Origin of the sequence: Lentzea guizhouensis, assembly GCF_001701025.1 — a bacterium.
Classification (GTDB): domain Bacteria; phylum Actinomycetota; class Actinomycetes; order Mycobacteriales; family Pseudonocardiaceae; genus Lentzea; species Lentzea guizhouensis.
Genome location: NZ_CP016793.1, coordinates 5,861,844 through 5,880,508, shown reverse-complemented (window position 1 = coordinate 5,880,508; position 18,665 = coordinate 5,861,844). Strand labels below are relative to the sequence as shown.

Here is an 18,665-nt window from a genome sequence, read left to right as displayed (position 1 = left end):
TCGTGGCCTGGGGAAAGCCGGCGCGGCTTGTGGGTGCCGGGCGAAGGCGCGTACGGTCGGTGCGGACGGGAGTCCTCATGAAACAACTTCAACAGCGAACGACCTACGTCCAGTCCATCCCGGTCGTGTCTCTCACCGGCGAGATCGACATGATGTCCTTCGCACCGGTGACCAGCAGGCTTGCCGCACTGCTCGACCGAAAGCCGCCTGCGTTGGTCGTCGATCTGCGAGAAGTCCGCTTCTTCGGTTCCGGCGGCATCCGCACGCTGGTGGAGACCCAGAACACGGCCGACGAGCTCGGCGTCCGCTTCGGCGTGGTGAGCGACAGCAGGATCGTGTTGCGCCCGCTGGAGATGACCGCCGTCGACCAGCTGCTGCTCATCTTCGGCAGCGTCGACAACGCCGTGACGGCCCTGGCCAACACCCGCTGAGCCGGAACTAGGCGGCGGACGCCACCCGGCGCGACCGTTCGACCAGGTCCAGCAGCAAGCCCTCCTTGGTGGACCACGGAGAGATGTCCACGACGTCATGTCCGGTGGCGCGCATCAACGCCTCCGCCACCACCGCCCCCGCGAGCGACTGCCGCGCCCGGTGCCGGGAGATTCCCGGCAGCGCGGCACGTTCCCGCACCGAGAGCTTGGCCAGCCGGGGAATCCACTTCTCCAGGTCCTTGGCCCGCAACTGCCTCGTGGCGTAGGAGGCCGAGCGCCTGTCGCCGGCCAGCCGGGCGAGCTGCTGGAACACCTTGGAACATCCGACAGCGCGAGCGTCGTCGTAGCGCGGGAAAACCGCCTCGATGCGCTCGCGCACCTCTTCCCTCATGTCCCGCACGCCCAGTCCGGACCGGCTCAAAGTCCTTGCCCCCAAAGGCAACGAGACCGCAACCTCGGGTTCGGCACCGGCGCCGGCCGCGAGCTCCACCGTGCCGCCGCCGACGTCGAGCACGATCATCGGACCGGCGCCCCAGCCGAACCAGTGCCGCGCCGCCGCGTACGACAGGCGGGCTTCTTCCTTGCCGGACAACACTTCCAGCTCGACACCGGTGCGCCGCGACACCTTGCGCATCACCTCGTCGGCGTTCGCGGAGTCGCGCACGCTGGAGGTGGCGAACGGCAGGAACGGCGCGTCCCCGGCGGCCTTGCGCGCGGCCAGCACGGCGGCGCACAGCGAGTCGATGCCGGCCTGGCTGATCGAGCCGTCCGCACCGAGCTCGCGGTCCAGCCGCAGCCGGACCTTGTGGGACACCAGAGGGCGCATCAAGTCACGTTCCACGACCACCAGGTGTGCACTGAAGCACCCGACGTCCAGAACCCCGACCGTCATCGCCCACCTTCCCGTAACAGCGTTCCCCGTGCCCGCGATGTCCCCTGTAGCCGTGCCGCGACCTTCCGTGAAGTTCCTCTTTACCGCATCGGCCCGGATTCCCCGAGCTTTTAGCGCCCAACCAGGCCAAAGTCACCCGATGACGTGCGTTACAGTGCCCGGATGTCATTGGCAGAGGTGCCTTCCCGGCTCGAGGACGCCCTACGCAGCGCGGGACGAGGCGTCATCGTCCTCGCCGTGGACGGGCTCTCATCGGACGTGGCCAAACAAACCTGGCTCGAAGCCGAGATCTCCACCCTGACCTCCACGGTGCCCTCCACCTCCGCCACGGCCTGGCTGACCGCGCTCACCGGTGCCCCCGCCGACGTGCACCGCGTACCGGGCACGGTGTACCGCAACGGATCCGGCCTGGTGCACGCCATCACCGGCACACCGCCGATCCCGGTGCTGCCGACCGTTCTGGAACGACACGGCGCGACCGTGCTGGCCCGCGAGATCGACCTGCTGAACGGCACCTGGGCGCAGGCGCTGCTGCGAGGGTGCAACCGGGTACCCGCTCCGGCACAGCACAAACTCACCGCGCAGGCGGAGGACCCGCCGCTGCTGGTCGCGAACGTGGTGGCGGACCTGGACAAGGTCTTGCCCGACCACAGCTTCCTGTGGACCTACGTCAACATCGACGACCACGTGCACCGGCACGGCTACGACGAGTCGGTGCACGAGGCCATGCTCCGTCTGGACGCACACGCTTCCCGTTGGGCCGCAGCGGGTTGGACCGTTGTGGCGCACTCCGACCACGGCCAGGTCCCCGTCGCGGCCGACCCGCTGCTGGTCGAGGCGTGGGACGCGATCGTGCGCGAGGAGTGCGTGATCCCGTCCGGTGGCGCCGGCCGGGTGCGCTGGCTCTACCCGAAGCCGGACCGGCTGGAGGCGGTGTTCGACCGGGTCGCGCGGACGCTGGGCGCCAGCGCGACCGTGCACCACGCCTCAGAACTCGGCCTGCCCCAGCCGGAAACGGGTCCGGTGGTGGCCGTGGCGGCGTCGGAGGCCTTCCCGGTGCCCGATCCGTCCGCGCGGTTCGAGCACGGCGGCCTGAGCCGCGACGAGGTCGACGTGCCCTACGCCGTCTGGCGAACCTGATCGCGGATGCGCAGCACCACGAGCCCGACGGCGAGGAACACCGCCGCCTGCACCACGTAGATCGCGAGGTACCCGACCGAGCCGATGACCACGGTGGCGACACCGATCGCCACCGTGTACGGCAGGTCCACCATCGCCTCGGAGGCCGCGATGGCCCGCCCCTGCATCTCGTTCGGCGTCCGGCGCTGCACCAGGGTCACCGCGGCCACCAGGATCATCGGCAGCCCCAGCCCGATCAGCACCGCACCGGCGCACACCCCGGCCAGCGTCGTGGTCGCCGCGAGCCCCAGCCCCGCGCCGTTCAACAGGAACCCGGCCGCCGCGGTCACGAACTCCCCGCGCCGCCGCATCAACCGCCCGACCACCACCGCCCCGAGCACCGCCCCGGCACCCTGCACCGACCCCAGCACACCGAGGAACTCCGGTGGCTGCCCGAGCCCGTCCGTCACGAGGTCGAACATCGCCACGTTGAGCATCCCGGCCCCGGTGAACGCCACCGCACCGGCGACCACCATCCGCCGCAACGCCGGCGTGGCCACGATGTGCCGCACCCCGGCCAGCAACGCGGGCACGATCGGCTCCCGCTCCGGCGCCCTGGTCAGGTCCGGCACCCCGCGCAGCAACAACAGCGACACGATCGACGCGAGGTACGTGACGGCGTCCAGCACAGCGACCGCCGACCCGCCGAACGCCGCGAAGACCGCTGCCCCGGCAAGCGGTCCCACGATCCGCAGCGCCTGGTTCAACGCCCCGAACACCGAGTTGACGTCACCCAGCTCGTCCTCGCGGACCATCGAGTGCACGAGCCCGCCCCGTGCGGCCCGGTAGACCTGCGCCGACACCCCGTACCCGAGCGTGACGAAGTAGATCAGCCACACCGACGGCCAGAACACCAGCAGACTCACCAGCACGCACGCACCGAGATCCGCCCAGATCAACACCTTCCGGCGCGGGAACCGGTCCACCAGCAGGCCGATGAACGGCGCGCACAGCGTCGGCACCGCGATCAGGAAGAAGATCACCCCGGCCGCGCCGCTGGACCCGGTCAGCTCCAGCACCCAGATGCCGAGCGCGATGACGAGGGCGGTGTTGCCGAACATGTTCAGCACCTGCCCGACGAACAGGACCCGCAAGCGCCGGTCCCGCAACACCTTCAACCACATCAGCTCTCCCCCACCCGTCCCGCGCCGCGCACCGTCACAGCCGATCTTCACCACGCACCGCGCCACGGCCCGTTGTCTCGCGACCGCCGCCGCCACAGCACGTCCGCGCCGCGGCACGACCCGTCGCCCCGCGACCACCGCCGCAGGAGCACTCCCAAGGCCGCAGCAGCACCCGCCGCACGACGGTCACGCCTCCCCCGCCCACCCAGCCGCGCACAGCACGTCGAGGAACCGCTCCGCGAACGCCACCGGCACCGTCAGCTCCGACGCCAGCGCCGCCCACCACCCCACCGAGTACCGCGACCGCTGCCCGTCGATCCCCCGCGCCAGCGCCGACATCCGCGCGTACGCCCCACCGCGGTCCTCGGCGATGCGCGCGTCCAGCCAAGCACGGTCCTGCTGAGAGCAGTCCTCGGCGAGCGCCCGCAGGTTGAACGGCCCGTCCCAGAACGCGACCATCCCGCCACCCGGGTGCCGAGCCGACGCCGGCGTGCCGCAGACCGCTCGTCCCACCGTGCCGCGCTCGCCACCCCCGCCGGCGAGGTAGGCCGCCGCCCACGCCGAGGTCGCGTCGGCGATGTCCGCCCTGAGCGAGCCATCATCAACCCGAATGGCACCGATCACCGAAGCGGCGAGCGTGGTGGTCCGCCGCAGCTCGTCGGCGGACACCTTGTCGAAGGTGTCGAACCTGGTGTGGTTGAACCGGTCCGGCCAGTGGTTGAGGCCGACGCTCGGGCACGGCACCAGCGCGTGGTCCGACGCGCCGACGTGCGGCACCGACCGCCACGACCACACGTCGCACGGCACGGCCCCGCTGTAGGAGCGCGTGCCGGGCATCAGCGCCGCCACCCGTTCCGCCAAGGCCGTGACGTAGGACGGTTTCTCGTCCGGCGACCGTTCGATCACCAGCGGCCCGCCGCACAACGCCTGGTCCTCCCCCGCCATGTCGACGTTGACCGCGATCGCCGGCCGCGGCGCCTGCTGCAGGTAGGCCGCCGTGCCCACGAACTCCGGCCCCCACACGAACCGCACTGGCGCCCCGGCGGTGTCGCGCAGCAGGGACGCGACCGCCATCAACGCGGCCACACCGGACGCGTTGTCGTTGGCGCTGGGCCGCGGGTGGCACAGGTGCGCGGTCAGCAACAGCTCCGGACCCCGGCCGGGCAACAAACCCGTCACCACCGGCATCCGCACCGGCTCACCCAGTTCGACGGACACGCGCGCCTCACGTGCCTGCCGCAGCACCGCGAACTGCTCCTCGTCCACGCAGAACGCCACCAGCGGACTGTGCGGCGGCAGCTCCACCCGCCCAGCGCGCGTCACGAAGCCGAACACGCCCCGGGACGCCAGCTCGTGCGGCGAGAGCTCCGGAGCCAGCACGAGCGCTCCTGGCAGGACCTCCGCGGTGACCGGCACCGTGCGCCCCGCACACGCCGCCGAGTACGCCGCGAGCGCGTAGGGCTGGTCGGGGTACGACACGACGGTCGCATCGCCGACCTGAACAGACGCCGACACGGGAGTCCACGCGGGCGGCCCGCGGAACGTCCACCACCGTGCCTCGGGGTGGAACTGCCGCACCTCGACCTCCCGCAACGGCACCCGGTCCGCCACGTACTCCGCCGCCGCCTGCAACCCCGCCGACACCTGGTACCGGTCGAACTCGCACAACGCCTTCACGTCGGCCATCGCCGCCTCGGCGTCGAACCCGCGGTGGAACCGGTCCACCAGCTCCTGCAGCCTCACCCGAGCACCGCCCTGCGCCGCCGTTCGCTCAACGGCACCGACAGCCGGATCTCGTCGCCGAGGTCCTTGCCCTGCAGCCCCCGCTCCGCGAGCCACCCCCGCAGCGACGCCGGCACCCGCACCCACGGCACCCGCGGATCTCCCGGCGCCACCTCGGGCAGCACGTCCACAAAGGACGGCTTCACCGCCCTGATCCGCTCCCGCAACGGCCGCAGCACGTCACCCTGCCCCAGCAACGCCAGGCTCACGTCGAGCGACAACGCCGACACCGCCAGCGGCGCCGCCACGCCCCGCACCCGCCGCGCGACGTCCTTCGACGCCAACGCGAACCCGACCCTCAGCCCGCCGCAGCAGTACCCCTTCGACATGCTCCTGATGACCACCAGCCCACGCCGGTGCGGCAACAACCGCACCGCGCTGTCGTGCGGCTCCAGGTACGCGGCACACGTCTCGTCGACGATGACGACGTCGGCTTCGAGCTCCCGCAGCTCGTCCAGCCCCATCACCTCACCGGACACCCCGGGCCGGTCGACGACCACGACGCTGCCGCCCTCCGGCGCCCCGATCTCGGCCGCGGCGAGCGCGAACTCCGGGTGCCCGGTGCAGGTGAAGCCGTCCGTGGCCAGGGCGGCGAGGCTCCGGAGCAACCCGGTCGCCCCCGCCCCGCACGTGACCTGTTCGGGCTCCAGGAACATCCCGAAGTACCGCTGCAGCACCGGCGCCGCCTTCGCCCCGTACGGGTCGGCGACGTCGTAGCGCCGGGCCCGCTCCGGCACGTCGGTCAGCTGCGCCCACGCCCGGTCGAGGGCGGGCTGGACGAACTCGACCTCGTCCGGCGCCCACCGCAGGTCGACCCCCTCGGCCGCGCCTTTGTGCCCTTCCAGCGCCGACACCCGCGGGGTGGCGACGAACTGGACGTACCGGCTGTCGGTGGTGACCGGCGCGCCCTTCTTGAAGTCCGCGCTCACCTCCGCGACGACGAAGCCGGCCCGTTCGAGCAGCGAGCGCACCTCCGCCGGGTGGTACAACCGGACGTCGTCGTGCAGCACGCACCCCGACCCGTCGGGCCGCTGCACCTTGACCTCGCCGCCGCTGCGCCCGGTGAGCGGGTCGTAACGCCGCTCGAAGGTGAACGTGTGCCCGTCGACCTCCGCCACCGCGTGCGACTGGTAGCCGCGCAGGATGGCCGTGGCGTTGGAGTGGTCGAGCACCAGCACACCACCGGGCTTCAGCACCGACCGCACCCGCCGCAGCAACCGCAGCTGGTCCGCGTCGCTCCCCCACCCGAACGCCTGCACGCACACCACGGCGTCGAAGCCTGGATCGATCCCGACTGGCGGGCCCCCAGGGGGTGCGTGGGCCCCCACTCCGATCGTCTCAGACGGCACCGACAATTCCGACGCCCGCGACTCCACCCTCGACACCGCCGACACCGCGGCGAAGTCCGGCCACGGGCCCGCCATCAGGTCCGCCGCCACGAACCCGCCGGGCCCGCGCGCAGCCTGCGCGACCGCCCACTCCGACACGTCCACCCCGACCACGTCGAACCCCAGCCGCGCCAACCCGTGCGCGTGCCGCCCCACCCCGCAGCCGAGGTCGAGCACCCGCCCACCGCCCGGCAACACCGACGCCAGGTACGACACCTCCGCGGCAGTCCGCGGTTCGGCGTACTCGGCGGCCGCGAACACCCAGTAGTCACGCGTGAAGAACGGGTGCTCACGCAAAGTTGAGTTCCCGGCGCGCGAAGAAGTCGCAGACGTCGCACACGTCGGCGGCGTTCTGCATGCCCTCCTGCAGCAGGTACACGCCGGCGCAGTAGCGGCACTTCGCCTCGACCATCGGGAACATGTACCGCTGCATGTTCTCGAACGCCGAGAACAGGTAGTAGTCCACGCCCGGCCACAGGTCGAACAGGTGGTCCGTCACCGCGTACGACATCGAACGCTCGTCCGGGCCGGTGGTGAAGCGGCCCGGCGTTCCCTGGCGGTTCAGCTCGGGCGCGACCAGCTCCAGGTACAGCGTCAGTTCCTTCTTCGTGATGCGGTACAACGGGAACACGTACCGCAGCCCGCCGATCTCGCGCGACGGGATGCCGCCCATCCGGAAGCCGGTCGTGTACCAGGTGACCATCGAGGCGACCAGGTCATCGGCGTTGAAGCCGAACGCGACGGTCGACGCACCCCGCGCCAGCGCGTCCTCCTCCAGCATCCGCCGCAGCACCTGGTGGCCGATCACCATCGTCAGGTGCGCGCCGTCGCCGGCCACGACCTCGTTCATCGCCTCCACGAACGGTTTGCGCAGCCGGAACACCCGCTCCACGTCCTCGGCGGTCACGATCACCTGCTCGATGCCGAGCCGTTCGCCGGACTCGCGGGCGGCGGCGAAGGTCGCGGGCTCCTCCCAGTCCGGGAGGCCTGTGATCGTCACCGCGGTCATGTCCACGTCGGGCAGGCGGTCGCGGGTGCGTTCCAGCAACGTCAGGTACGCCACGCTGTCCCGGCCGCCGGACAGGCCGATCACGACTCGTTCGCGGGCGGAGAGCACGTAGCTCTGGACGAACGCCTCCTCGACGTACTGGACGAACGAGTCCGCGTCCAGCTGCTCGCAGCGGTGTTCCAGCGATCCGTTCGTGTCGAACATGACCTTCTTGGTGTAGACCGGGTTCGGCGTGCCGTACACGACGGTCTTGGGGCGGCGCGCGACGTCCAGGTCGTAGAAGCGGACCTGGCGCACCTGGACCACGTCGTCCGCGCCGATGACGACCGTGTCCTCGGCGACGATCCGGCCGTTGACCGACGTCAGCACCGCGTTGACGGGAATCCCGTGTCTGCGCAACACGTCCAGCAGCGGCTGGCCGGGAGAAGCCGACAGCTCCTCGGTTGTGCCCAGCTTCGTCAGGAAGTACACCGATGCCATCTCGATCTCCTCGTTCGCCCTGGCACAGGTCGTAGAGTATGGGCGTGCCGAAACCACCTGCGTCAACGTCGTTGCGCGTCGAGTTTTCGCGCTCCATAAGGGAATTCGATGCTGCCGATTGGGACTCGGTGGTGCACGCGGCCGGCGCGCCGGTGTTCTACGACCACGCGTACCTCGACGCGTACGAGCAGTCACCGCTGACGGAGATCGACGCTTTCGCCTACCTGGCCGTGAAAAGGGGCGAGCAGACGGTCGCGGTGGCGCCGGTGTACCTCCAGACGGCGGCGGACCCGCTGGGCCTGCTGTACAAGGCCTACCCGGAGGCGAGCGGGCAACCGGCGTTGCTCAGCCACACCTGGCACTGCTACGACGCGCACGTGCCGTCCACCATCGGCGTCGACGTGGTGCCGACGGTCATCAACGCCATGCTGCGCACGGCGACCCTGTTCCGCGCGCAGTGGTGCGGGTTCGTCAACGTGCGGCGCGGCAGCGAGCTCGGCCAGGAGCTGCGCGCGAACGGACTGCCCGCGCGGCACCTCATCGACCGGTGGGCGGCCGACCTGACCGGCGTCACCGACTACGACCACTACCTGGCGCGGCTCGGTGAACGGGCACGCGCGAACCTGCGGCGCAACGAGCGAAGATCGGGGGAAGCGGGCGTCACCACCGAGGTGCTGCCGGTGTCGGCGGCGGCGCTCGACGAGATCACGCCGTTGTGCGACCGGACCGCGATCCGCTTCGACAACGGCGGTTTCTACCCCGAGGGCACGTTCGCGAAGTTCGTCGCGGCGCTGGGCGACCGGGCGCACGTGATCGAGGTCCGCCAGCGCGGCCGGCTCGTCGCCGTCGGGGTCTGCCTCACCGACGCGACCCGCTTCCACACCTGGACGTGCGGGGTCGACTACGCGGTGGAGGGCAACTACAGCCCGTACGGCGTGCTGTTCGCCGAGTCCGTGCGGCTCGCGATCAAGCTCGGCAAACCGGTCCTCGAAGGCGGCCGCAGCAACACCGTCTTCAAGCAGCGCCACGGTTTGAGCCCGCACCACCTCGACGCCGTGCTGCTGCGCGCATGAGCCTGCTCACCACCCCCGCCTGGCTCGCCGCGATGAGCGGCCGACTGCCCCCGACCGTCGCGCTGCGAGCCGACGGCGTCGAGGCGCACGCGTTCGTCCAGCACGAGCCGCTGCCCAGGGAGTTCTTCGACCTGCAGCACGTCCTCACGACCACCGCGCCCGCACTGCCGATCACCCGTGAGCCGATCGACTCACCGCCGTGGGTGCCCGCACTGACCGTGATGGTCCCCGGCTACGAATGCCTGCCGACGGGTCCACGCGCCGGCGACCCGGAGGCGTTGCACGGCCTGGTCAGCGCCGCGCTGGCCCACGACGTCCCGACGGTCGCGTTCCTCTACACACGCCCGGGACCACTGGAGACCGTGCTGCACGACCGCGGCTTCACCCGCGTCCCGCTGTCGATGACGTGGGACCTGCACCTGCCCGGCACCGGCATCACCGACTACCTGGCCGCGTTCCCCCGCAAGCGCCGCAAGGAGATCCGCCGCGAGATGCGGTCCGTTGCGGACGTCCACCGCGAGGAACCGGACCTCGACGAGCTCGCCGCCCTGCGCTGCCAGCTCTCGCGCAAGTACCGCGGTGCGGCCGACATCGCCGTGGAACGCCGCAAGCTCGCCGCACTGGCCGCGATGGACTCGATCACGCTCGTCGCCCGCCCGGACAGCGGCAACGCCGTCGGCTTCGCGATGTTCGCCCGCCACGACGGCGACTGGACCTGCACCGCGGTCGGTTTCGACTACACCGACGCACGGTCGCGGCTCGCCTACTTCGGCACCGCCTACTACGCGGCCGCCGAGCACGCCTACGCCGAGCGGGTCAGGACCATCGGCTACGGCCAGGGTTCCTGGCAGGCCAAGCGTTCCCGCGGCTGCACCGGCACCCCGCTCACCGGCTGGGTCCGCACCCGCGACCCGCTACTGGCCGAGGCCCTGGCCGTCAGCGCCGCCACGACGCGGCGCGAAGTGCTGTGAGGTCGCGAGCACCAGCCGCTCCCACGGGTCGATCCGCACCCCGACCGTCGCCGCCAGGTCCGCCGCGTGCTCCACGTCGAGCCCCGGCGTCAGAAAATCGTGCCGCAGCACCGCTTCCACCGGATGCCCCGGCTCCTCGTGCCACAGCGCGGCCTCGATCCGCGACCGCAGCCCGACGAGCACCTCGTCGAACCCGCGCGTCTCCGCGACCCCGCCGCGCGCCAGCGTCTTCAGCACCGGCCGCGGGTCGCCCTCACCGGCGAACCCGTCCGGCACGAACACCGCGCTCTCCCGTTCGGAGTCCGCGGGCGTGTCCGAGCTGTGCATCAACGCCAGCACGACGTTGATCGTCCCCAGGTCGCCGCGGATCGTGCCGGGCGCGGCCTGCGCCGGATCGCTCGACCCCTTGAGCGCCCGCAGCTCCTCGTGCGAGCCGGCGACATCCAGCGCCATGAACGGCCCGTACGCGAACAACCGGTCGACGAGCCGGTACAGGTAGCCCTTCCAGTGCTTGTCGATGTTCACCGCGTGAAAGGTGTCCAAATCGGACGGTCGCCGGCAGATCAACTGCCAGCGCACAGCGGTGAACCCGGCCGCCTCCAGCCGGTCGAGGATCGGGACGCCGAGCTGCCGCGCCACCGCGTCGGGTCCGAGCAGCACGAACACCACAGCGTCCCAACCCCTCTAGCGCCGCTTCTTGATCTTCGGCTTGACCGCCAGCTTGTGACCGTGCTTCTTCGCCATCTCGAACGCCTCCTACTTCTTCGGGATCTTCGGCTTGCGGGAGTTCGCGGCCATGCAGCACCACCTCCTCAGACGAACTCCTCGGCGGACGACGGCAGTTCGTCGCCGGGAGTCAGCAGGAACCGGCCGACCGGCGTGTCGACCCACGTGAGGTCGTCCCGCCCGCCGACCCGCACGCGCTCGGACCGCCCGTCCACCGGCAGCCCGAAGCAGAGCAACCCCGAGTCGAGCGCCCACCGGGCCCCGACCCGTTCGAGGACCTTGCGCCCGGCGGCGGGCAGCCCGCGCTCCACCATCCGCTGCTGGGCGCGCCGTGCCAGCCCGGCCGCCGACAACGAGCTGCGCACCGCCCGTCCCGCGCGACGCCGTCGTGCTCTCGCAACGGCGTCACGCGGAACCTCCAGCGACGGTCCCAGCTCGGCACGTGCCAGCAGCGACGCCAGCTCGGCGTACTCGGGCCACAGGTCGAGCCGGTCCAGCATCCGCTCCACGTCGGCCGCGCGGGCCGCCTCCACCAGCAACGCCCCGTCCACCAGGTCGCGGGCGCGGAACGGCTGCTCGAAGCGCTCGAACAACAGCATCATCAGGTTCTTCACCGGCGCCAGGTCCGGCGTGAGCGCGAGCACCGGCGGCACCGCACCGAGGTCGCCGAGGCTCACGTAGCTCGCCAGCTCCACCCCGTACGGCAACTGGTACCGGTCGGGGTGCGGCAGGCGAAAGCTCAACATCACCTGAAGCGAATTGTTCACCCTTGTGAACGTGCCGGAGTCGAGCGACCAATCACGTCCCACCAAAGACGCCGCCACCTCCCACAGCAACTCGGGCTCGGCGACGTGGTAATCCAGGTCGTTCATATATCTGACCCAGCCGTCGGGGTGCAAACGACCGACTTCCAGTCCTTTGAGCGGAATGACCTCCGGCGAGTCGAGCGAGGCCGCCAGCACCCGGTAGAACCCCACCCGCTCCCGCTGCGCGGCCAGCTCGAACGCCAGCCCGTCGTTCAGCTCACCCCACGCCGAGCACAGGGTGGCGAGGAACGAGGGCTGCTTCTTGCGCGCGAGCCACACCGCCTCCGCCCGGTCGGCGGGTTCTTCGCCGCAGCACACCGCCAAGGCGCGGACCAGCGCATCAGCGTCGATCTCCACGGCGAAGTCCCCTCACCCGCTCAGTAGTTGGGCAGGCAGTCGGTGCAGGTGGTGCGGAACTTGGCCACCTGGACGGCCTGCCGGCGGGCGATCATCGCCTGCACCAGCGACGGCGTGAGCACGACCGGCGCGACCGGCTTGCGAACGCGTACCTGTGCCATCTCATGACCTCCAACTCGATTCGACGCAATCGAGCGTAAGAATCAATTTTTCACACCGTCAATCCCAAGATTCTCCGTACTGCCCATGCGAATCCCGTATACCTCTTGTCAGACCTTGATCGCTTCTGGCACTGTGTCGCCGGGCGCAAGGACACGAAAGGGACTGGACGGTCTCGTGAACCTGTCTCGACGCACCCTCCTGGCATCAGCCGCGGCCACTCCCCTGGCCGCCTCACTCGGCACCGCTGAGGCCTCAGCGAACCCGGCACGCCTGCGCGCGACCCTCGACCACGGTCTGGCCAAGCTCCGCCAGGTCGCACCGGGCATCACCTCGTTCCCGGAGATCACCCGCTTCGAGAAGTGGACCTACGTCGCCGACGGCGGCTGGGTCGGCGGCTTCTGGCCGGGAACCCTCTGGCTCGCCCACCTCGACTCGGCCGACCCCACCTTCCGCACCCTCGCGGAAGCCGCCAACGACCGTCTGGCTCCCCGCCGCCTCGACCCCCGAGACCACGATCTGGGCTTCCTCTTCTACCCCAGCTGGATCACCGCATACCGCCGCACCGGCAACACCAAGTGGCGCGACGGAGCCGTCGAAGCCGCCTCCACCCTGCTCCAGCGCTACAACGCCACCGGCGGGTTCATCCGCGCCTGGGGCCGCCTCGGCACCCCCGGCAACGCGGGCCGCGTCATCATCGACACGATGATGAACCTCGACCTCCTCGCCTTCGCCACCGAACACACGGGCGACCGCAGGTTCCTCGACATCGCCATCGCCCACGCCCGCACCACCCAGACCCACTTCCTGCGCCCGGACGGCTCCACCCCGCACGTCTTCGACTTCGACCCGGACACCGGCGCGCCTCTCGGCCCGAACACCGTCCAGGGCTACAGCCCCACCTCGTCCTGGTCCCGCGGCCAGTCCTGGGGCATCTACGGCTTCACCACCATGTACCGCCGCACGGGCCTGACCGAGTTCCGCACCACGGCCCGCAAGATGGCCGACTACGCCCTCTCCGCCCTCACCCCGGACCACGTCCCGGTCTGGGACTACCGCTCCCCCTTGGCCCCCAACGACATCAAGGACTCCTCCGCAGGCGCCATCCTCGCCTGCGGCCTCCTCGACCTCGCCAAGGCCACCGGCCACACCCGCTACCGCGACCGCGCGCTCCTGATCCTCGACGCCCTGTCCCGCACCTGCCTGACGACGAACTCCACGCGGGCAGAGGCGGTCCTGGCCCGAGGAACCCGCAACCGCCCCTCGGAAGACGGCGTAGAAGTCTCCCTCCCCTACGGCGACTACTACCTCTTCGAGGCCATCCTCCGCGTCCTCAAGCCCACTCAGATCGCCAAGGCCATCGGCCTGTAACCGCAGAAGGCGACCCGTCGCGAAGTGGCTCGGCCGAGCCACTTCGCGACGGGCGTTCCAGGCCCCTCAAAGCGACGGAAGTGGCATCGACCTGGTCAGCGTTCCGGGCCTACTTCTCGACCACCCGCGCCGTCGGCCCTCCGTTCCACGTCGCCTCCAACCGGGACAACCTCCCCGCCCCGTCCCGGAAGTTGACGACGAGAGGCCCCCCGGGCTGCTCCACCGCAACAGCCCACCCCTCCGCCGGCGTAGCCGACAACGCCTCCACCCCGACCGCCCGATACCGGACCACCACATCCCCGCCCCGCAAGTGGAAGGCGTGGACGTACGACCCGTCCGCCTGCCACTCCCCGGCAGGAAGTTGAGCCACACCACCCCGCCCATCCGTACTACTCGGCGGAACAGTCGTCACCGGAGCGGACGAGCGCAAGGGAGGCCTGGTGGTCGTGGCAACAACGGCAGGAACGCTGACGGAGGTCGTGGTCGGCACCGGCACAGAAATCGACACAGTCGGCAACGGCAACACCCCCGGCCCACCGGTCCCCTCCACCACGGCCACGGGCGCCGGTTCCATCGCCGACCGGATCCCGAGCCACGACAGCCCGACGGCCACGGTGGTGACCACCGCCCACGCGGCCAGGTACCCGATCGACCGTCTCACCGCGACGTCCTCCCGTTAGCGACATGGCATCGGTACTGCTCGTCGAGGACGACCCCGCCGTGCGCGGAGCCATCACCCGCGCCCTCACCGACCAGGGCCACATCGTGCACGGTGTGGCGCTCGCGATCGAGGCGTTGCGCGAAGTCTCCGCGAACTCCTACGACGTCGTGGTCCTCGACCTCGGCCTTCCCGACCTCGACGGCAGCGACGCGCTGCGGATGATCCGGGGTGTCACCGACACCCCGGTCGTCATCGCCACGGCCCGCGACGACGAGCAGGAGATCATCCGCCTGCTCAACGCCGGCGCCGACGACTACCTGGTCAAACCGTTCTCCAGCGAGCACCTGGGCGCGCGCGTGCAGGCGGTGCTGCGCAGGGCCAAGGACCACAAGCAGCTCAAGATCGGCGGGCTGGAGATCGACGTGGACCGCCGCAAGGCCGCTGTGGACGGGCAGGAGCTCTCGCTGACGCACAAGGAGTTCGAGCTGCTCGCGTTCCTCGCCTCCCGGCAGGGCGAGGTCGTGCCCCGCGCGGAGATCCTGCAGAACCTGTGGCCGTCCAACCGGGACGACCAGACGCTGGACGTGCACCTGAGCTGGCTGCGGCGCAAGCTCGGCGAGAGGGCGGCCCAGCCGCGGTACCTGCACACCGTGCGCGGGGTGGGCGTGCGTCTGGTCGCACCGAGGTGAGGCGGTCACTGGTGCTCGTCGCTCTCGCGGCGACGAGCATGGTGGCGCTGGCGTTCCTCATCCCGCTCGCGATCGTGGTCAAGACCGCGGCCTACGACCGCGCGCTCAGCGAGGCCCAGAAGCAGGCCAACGCCCTCACGCCGACGCTCGTCATCACCAGGAAGCCCCAGGACCTGCGGCAGGCCATCGCCACCACCCGCTACGGCGGGCAGCAGCGGCTCGCCGTGCACTTCACCGGGCCGGTCACGATCGGCACCTCGCACATCACCGCGCGGGAGTTCGCCGACGCGGTGAAGCAGGCCAGGGCGATCGTCGCCGAACGCCCGGACGGGGTCGCGTACCTGCAACCGATCGCGCTGGGCGTCAACGAGATCGCGATCGTCGAGGCGTTCGTGCCCGAGGAGCAGCTCACCCACGGCGTCATGGGCACCTGGCTGGCGCTCGCCGGCGTCGCGGTCGGGCTGGTCGCCGGGTCGGTGTTCGTCGCCGACCGGATGGGCGCGCGGGCGGTCAGCGCCACCAGGGCGCTGGCCGACGGCGCCAAGCGGATGGGCCACGGCGACCTGTCGGTGCGCGTGCCGGTCAAGGGCCCGCCCGAGCTCAAGGAGGTCGGGCGGGCCTTCAACGCGATGGCCGAACGCGTCCGGCACCTCCTCGCCGCCGAACGCGAGGTGGTCGCCGACCTCTCCCACCGCCTCAGAACACCCCTCACGGCCCTCCTGCTGGACGCGGACACCCTCGGACAGGGGATGGGGGCGGACCGCATCCGGGCGGCCGTGACAGGGCTTGAGAGAGAGGTCGACGAGATCATCAAGGCGGCCCGTTCGGGCCTCCAACCGGAGAGCACGGCCGTCGACGCCTCCAGCGTCGTGCGCGACCGGCTCGTGTTCTGGTCCGCGCTCGCCGACGACCAGGAGCGGCCGTGGACGGTCAGGGGTGCCGACCACCCCGCGCTCGTGCCGCTGGCCCGCACCGACCTCACGGCGGCGCTGGACGCGGTGCTGGGCAACGTCTTCCGCTACACGCCGGAGGGCACGCGGTTCGCCGTCGCGCTGGTGCACCAGGCCGACCTGGTGGCCCTCGTGGTCGAGGACGCCGGACCGGGCATCCGCGACACCGAGCAGGCGGTCCGGCGCGGCAGCAGCGGCGGTGGTTCCACCGGGCTGGGGCTCGACATCGCCCGCAGGGTCGCGGAGAGCACGGGTGGTTCGCTCCACGTCGACCGCGGGCCGCTGGGCGGGGCACGCGTGCAATTGAGGCTCCGGAGGGTCACTGGCTGAAAGCACACCGCCGGCGGCGCGGACCGTGGGACGGGTCCGACGCCGCCGGCGGGCACCGGCCGGCCGCGCCGCACCGCTGCCGCACCACCGGTTCCGAGCAGGAGGGAGGAACCGGTGAGCGGTGCGCGCCTGCCTTCCCACACCGGTGTTACGAGGTGGATCAGCCGGGGCTCTCGGCGCCAGGTGTGGGGACCGGCGTATTCAGGTGGTCTGGTCCATCACTTCCCGCGATCACCACCGAAGTTAGCCGACGGCCACCCGCCGCCAATCCACCGTTCAGACGATTAATCCGTTTTAAATATATTTAAGTTCGAGCGGCCGACCGCACGCCGCAAAGCGCAGTCACAACGACATCCCGACCTCACCGCCACCACTCCACCGAAAACGGAAGCGTGTTGTCGAATTAATGTGGTGGATGTCGTTTCGCTCAAAAGAACCACGGTCGACTTCGCCTCGAGTCGCCACCGACACCCGAACATGAACTCAGAGGCGCATGCATTCACGAACAGAGCCGATCATCGACCCTCACGCCATCGAGCTCGTCAGTACGAGAGTCAGCGCTGCCCGCAAGTTCGCCTTAGGACGATATTGCTGTCGATTAGACACGAAGAGTGATCAAGTCCCCCGACCGTTCTACTCACAGTAAACACCAGGGGGTCTCGTCGTGACTTGAGCGTTACTTTTGACGGACGAGTCAACCAGCCCATTGCTTCCTCCGTATACCCATGTAGATTCCCGCACACCGCGACGGCCATTCGAGTGACTGTCGTGATCTCGCGCGCCGCACGCGAAACGGAGGCAGCATGCAGGCGAACGCCCAGACCGCCCAGGTCGACGACCTGACACTCATCGCGCTGCCCACCGCGGTGAACTGCGCGGATCTGTTCGTCCGGTTCACCCTGAGCGAGTGGCGGCTGCGCAACATGGTCGGCGAGTGCTCCGTCGTCGCGTGCGCCCTGGTGGAGGCGGCGATCGAGTCCGCGGACCCGAAGACCTCGCGGCTGATCACGTTGAGGCTGCGGCTGAGCGGCGACTACCTCGTGGTGGAGCTGGAGGCGGCGAGGTTCGTCATGCCACCCGCCTCACCCGACCTGCGCACCGGCGAGCTGCAGCTCGCCGGAGGCGTGAAGCTCATCTGGTGCGAGATCCCGCTGCCGACCGGCGTCAACGCGGGCGCCGTCCCGCTGCCGCGCCGGGAACGCCGCCGCTCGCCCGCCGCGGAGGCGCTCGGCGACGAGCCGGACGTCGATCCCGAGCTCATCCAGCGGATCCTGTTCGGACTCGGCGGCTCGATGGGCGGTCCCGCAGGACCCCGCTGACACCCCGGCACCCGGTTTCACCCGCAAGGGCGCGTCCACCCGTGGATGCGCCCTTGTCGCTTGTCCGGCCCTTTTCGCCGCCTGTTCCTTACGAATTCGCAAGGCTTGCCGAACAGAGCGCTGCTGAATCGTGACCAGGCGAGCACCAAATGTCACGAAAAGGCGCTGAATGTTGCCGCCGCCTTGCGATCCGCGATGTTGCCCCGGTTGGCGGGCGGCACCTGACAACCCCTTCGGATACGGTCCCGTACCACGCCGCCCGACTGTCAGCAGCACATTCGGAAAGGTGTCCCATGATCAGCATGTTGGCTGCGGCCGGCCTGGCTCTGTCCACCATCGTCGTCCCGCCCGCCGCGGACCCGCCCCCGACCGGTCAGATCACCATCGACGTCGTCACGGTCAACGGTTCCGGCTGCCGCATCGGCACCGCCGCCGTCGCCGTCTCCCCCGACAACAAGGCGTTCACGGTCACCTACAGCGAGTACCTGGCCCAGGTCGGCCCGCAGGCCCTACCGACGGACTTCCGGAAGAACTGCCAGCTGAACCTCCGGGTCAACGTGCCGTCCGGGTTCACCTACGGCATCGCACAGGCCGACTACAGAGGTTTCGCCCACCTCGAGAAGGGCGCGAAGGGCACCCAGCGTGCCAGCTACTACTTCCAGGGCCTGTCGGACAACGACCAGCGCACGAAGACGTGGAACGGCGCGCTGAGCGACACCTGGCAGGTCACGCACAAGACCGACGTCGCCTCGATCGTCTACCACCCGTGCGGCGCGAAGCGGAACTTCAACATCAACACCGAGCTGCGGGTCGACAAGGGCACCTCCGACCCGAAGAAGACGAGCTTCATGGCGATGGACTCCACGGACGGCTCGTTCGAGACGATCTACCACTTCGCCTGGAAGAAGTGCCCGAAGCCCTGACAACACCACTGACAACACCCCTGAAGACGTAGCACTGCCCCTGCC

The 18,665-nt window shown here is 70.3% G+C and carries 18 protein-coding genes; 10 read left to right on the top strand and 8 right to left on the bottom strand.

Annotated features, from left to right (window positions below):
* Positions 1-77: 77 nt before the first annotated feature.
* Positions 78-431 (top strand): STAS domain-containing protein, encoded by a 354-nt coding sequence (locus BBK82_RS28840; RefSeq protein ID WP_071812698.1) that lies wholly within the window; start codon positions 78-80, stop codon positions 429-431.
* 7 nt (positions 432-438) lie between these two features.
* Here BBK82_RS28840 and BBK82_RS28835 read toward each other — a convergent pair whose 3' ends face one another.
* On the bottom strand, positions 439-1,323 hold the full coding sequence (locus tag BBK82_RS28835) for a Ppx/GppA phosphatase family protein (RefSeq protein WP_065917803.1): 885 nt from the start codon (positions 1,321-1,323) through the stop codon (positions 439-441).
* 162 nt (positions 1,324-1,485) lie between these two features.
* On the opposite strand from BBK82_RS28835, the gene BBK82_RS28830 reads away from it, so the two are divergent.
* On the top strand, positions 1,486-2,463 hold the full coding sequence (locus BBK82_RS28830) for an alkaline phosphatase family protein (protein ID WP_154697566.1): 978 nt from the start codon (positions 1,486-1,488) through the stop codon (positions 2,461-2,463).
* Here the strand turns inward: BBK82_RS28830 and BBK82_RS28825 are convergent.
* The 4 genes from BBK82_RS28825 to BBK82_RS28810 form a co-directional block, all read right to left on the bottom strand.
* Positions 2,442-3,626: an MFS transporter gene (locus tag BBK82_RS28825; protein WP_154697565.1), complete on the bottom strand. Its 1,185-nt coding sequence runs from the start codon at positions 3,624-3,626 to the stop codon at positions 2,442-2,444. The genes BBK82_RS28830 and BBK82_RS28825 overlap by 22 nt on opposite strands.
* A gap of 186 nt (positions 3,627-3,812) precedes the next feature.
* On the bottom strand, positions 3,813-5,369 hold the full coding sequence (locus BBK82_RS28820; protein WP_065917800.1) for a DUF4910 domain-containing protein: 1,557 nt from the start codon (positions 5,367-5,369) through the stop codon (positions 3,813-3,815).
* On the bottom strand, positions 5,366-7,093 hold the full coding sequence (locus tag BBK82_RS28815) for an aminotransferase class I/II-fold pyridoxal phosphate-dependent enzyme (protein WP_065917799.1): 1,728 nt from the start codon (positions 7,091-7,093) through the stop codon (positions 5,366-5,368). The genes BBK82_RS28820 and BBK82_RS28815 overlap by 4 nt, the downstream gene beginning before the upstream one ends.
* Positions 7,086-8,285, bottom strand: a complete 1,200-nt coding sequence (locus BBK82_RS28810) for an adenine nucleotide alpha hydrolase family protein (protein WP_065917798.1) — start codon at positions 8,283-8,285, stop codon at positions 7,086-7,088. The genes BBK82_RS28815 and BBK82_RS28810 overlap by 8 nt, the downstream gene beginning before the upstream one ends.
* 131 nt (positions 8,286-8,416) lie before the next feature.
* Here BBK82_RS28810 and BBK82_RS28805 point away from each other — a divergent pair, with 131 nt between their 5' ends.
* Positions 8,417-9,358, top strand: a complete 942-nt coding sequence (locus BBK82_RS28805; RefSeq protein WP_154697564.1) for a GNAT family N-acetyltransferase — start codon at positions 8,417-8,419, stop codon at positions 9,356-9,358.
* Positions 9,355-10,329 (top strand): hypothetical protein, encoded by a 975-nt coding sequence (locus tag BBK82_RS28800; RefSeq protein WP_065917796.1) that lies wholly within the window; start codon positions 9,355-9,357, stop codon positions 10,327-10,329. Before BBK82_RS28805 ends, BBK82_RS28800 begins: the two co-directional genes overlap by 4 nt.
* On the opposite strand, the gene BBK82_RS28795 is transcribed toward BBK82_RS28800, so the two are convergent.
* The 3 genes from BBK82_RS28795 to BBK82_RS50665 all read right to left on the bottom strand — a co-directional run bounded on the left by BBK82_RS28795 (position 10,273) and on the right by BBK82_RS50665 (position 12,379).
* On the bottom strand, positions 10,273-10,995 hold the full coding sequence (locus tag BBK82_RS28795; RefSeq protein ID WP_170067978.1) for a nucleoside-diphosphate kinase: 723 nt from the start codon (positions 10,993-10,995) through the stop codon (positions 10,273-10,275). The two genes, BBK82_RS28800 and BBK82_RS28795, sit on opposite strands and share 57 nt — an antisense overlap.
* Before the next feature lie 146 nt (positions 10,996-11,141).
* Complete coding sequence (locus tag BBK82_RS28790) at positions 11,142-12,218, bottom strand: hypothetical protein (RefSeq protein ID WP_065917794.1); 1,077 nt, start codon at positions 12,216-12,218, stop codon at positions 11,142-11,144.
* 20 nt (positions 12,219-12,238) lie between these two features.
* Positions 12,239-12,379 (bottom strand): hypothetical protein, encoded by a 141-nt coding sequence (locus BBK82_RS50665; RefSeq protein ID WP_154697563.1) that lies wholly within the window; start codon positions 12,377-12,379, stop codon positions 12,239-12,241.
* Positions 12,380-12,554: 175 nt separating this feature from the next.
* Between BBK82_RS50665 and BBK82_RS28785 the strand changes: the two genes are divergently transcribed.
* The 6 genes from BBK82_RS28785 to BBK82_RS28755 all read left to right on the top strand — a co-directional run bounded on the left by BBK82_RS28785 (position 12,555) and on the right by BBK82_RS28755 (position 18,620).
* Positions 12,555-13,748, top strand: a complete 1,194-nt coding sequence (locus tag BBK82_RS28785; RefSeq protein WP_065917793.1) for a glycoside hydrolase family 88 protein — start codon at positions 12,555-12,557, stop codon at positions 13,746-13,748.
* A 440-nt stretch (positions 13,749-14,188) separates the two neighbouring features.
* On the top strand, positions 14,189-14,428 hold the full coding sequence (locus tag BBK82_RS28775; protein WP_065917791.1) for a hypothetical protein: 240 nt from the start codon (positions 14,189-14,191) through the stop codon (positions 14,426-14,428).
* Positions 14,429-14,432: 4 nt separating this feature from the next.
* Positions 14,433-15,098, top strand: coding sequence for a response regulator transcription factor (locus tag BBK82_RS28770; RefSeq protein ID WP_065917790.1), 666 nt, complete (start codon positions 14,433-14,435; stop codon positions 15,096-15,098).
* An 11-nt stretch (positions 15,099-15,109) separates the two neighbouring features.
* Positions 15,110-16,378, top strand: a complete 1,269-nt coding sequence (locus tag BBK82_RS28765; RefSeq protein ID WP_237047631.1) for a HAMP domain-containing sensor histidine kinase — start codon at positions 15,110-15,112, stop codon at positions 16,376-16,378.
* A gap of 803 nt (positions 16,379-17,181) precedes the next feature.
* Positions 17,182-17,697, top strand: a complete 516-nt coding sequence (locus tag BBK82_RS28760) for a histidine kinase (protein WP_065917788.1) — start codon at positions 17,182-17,184, stop codon at positions 17,695-17,697.
* Positions 17,698-17,990: 293 nt separating this feature from the next.
* Positions 17,991-18,620, top strand: a complete 630-nt coding sequence (locus tag BBK82_RS28755) for a DUF4360 domain-containing protein (RefSeq protein ID WP_065917787.1) — start codon at positions 17,991-17,993, stop codon at positions 18,618-18,620.
* Positions 18,621-18,665 lie beyond the last annotated feature (45 nt).

Excerpts from the sequence above, each read along its gene's own strand:
- BBK82_RS28840 (WP_071812698.1), top strand. The coding sequence starts at position 78 with ATGAAACAACTTCAACAGCGAACGACCTACGTCCAGTCCATCCCGGTC.
- BBK82_RS28835 (WP_065917803.1), bottom strand. The coding sequence starts at position 1,323 with ATGACGGTCGGGGTTCTGGACGTCGGGTGCTTCAGTGCACACCTGGTG.
- BBK82_RS28830 (WP_154697566.1), top strand. The coding sequence starts at position 1,486 with ATGTCATTGGCAGAGGTGCCTTCCCGGCTCGAGGACGCCCTACGCAGC.
- BBK82_RS28825 (WP_154697565.1), bottom strand. The coding sequence starts at position 3,626 with ATGTGGTTGAAGGTGTTGCGGGACCGGCGCTTGCGGGTCCTGTTCGTC.
- BBK82_RS28810 (WP_065917798.1), bottom strand. The coding sequence starts at position 8,285 with ATGGCATCGGTGTACTTCCTGACGAAGCTGGGCACAACCGAGGAGCTG.
- BBK82_RS28800 (WP_065917796.1), top strand. The coding sequence starts at position 9,355 with ATGAGCCTGCTCACCACCCCCGCCTGGCTCGCCGCGATGAGCGGCCGA.
- BBK82_RS50665 (WP_154697563.1), bottom strand. The coding sequence starts at position 12,379 with ATGGCACAGGTACGCGTTCGCAAGCCGGTCGCGCCGGTCGTGCTCACG.
- BBK82_RS28770 (WP_065917790.1), top strand. The coding sequence starts at position 14,433 with ATGGCATCGGTACTGCTCGTCGAGGACGACCCCGCCGTGCGCGGAGCC.
- BBK82_RS28760 (WP_065917788.1), top strand. The coding sequence starts at position 17,182 with ATGCAGGCGAACGCCCAGACCGCCCAGGTCGACGACCTGACACTCATC.
- BBK82_RS28755 (WP_065917787.1), top strand. The coding sequence starts at position 17,991 with ATGATCAGCATGTTGGCTGCGGCCGGCCTGGCTCTGTCCACCATCGTC.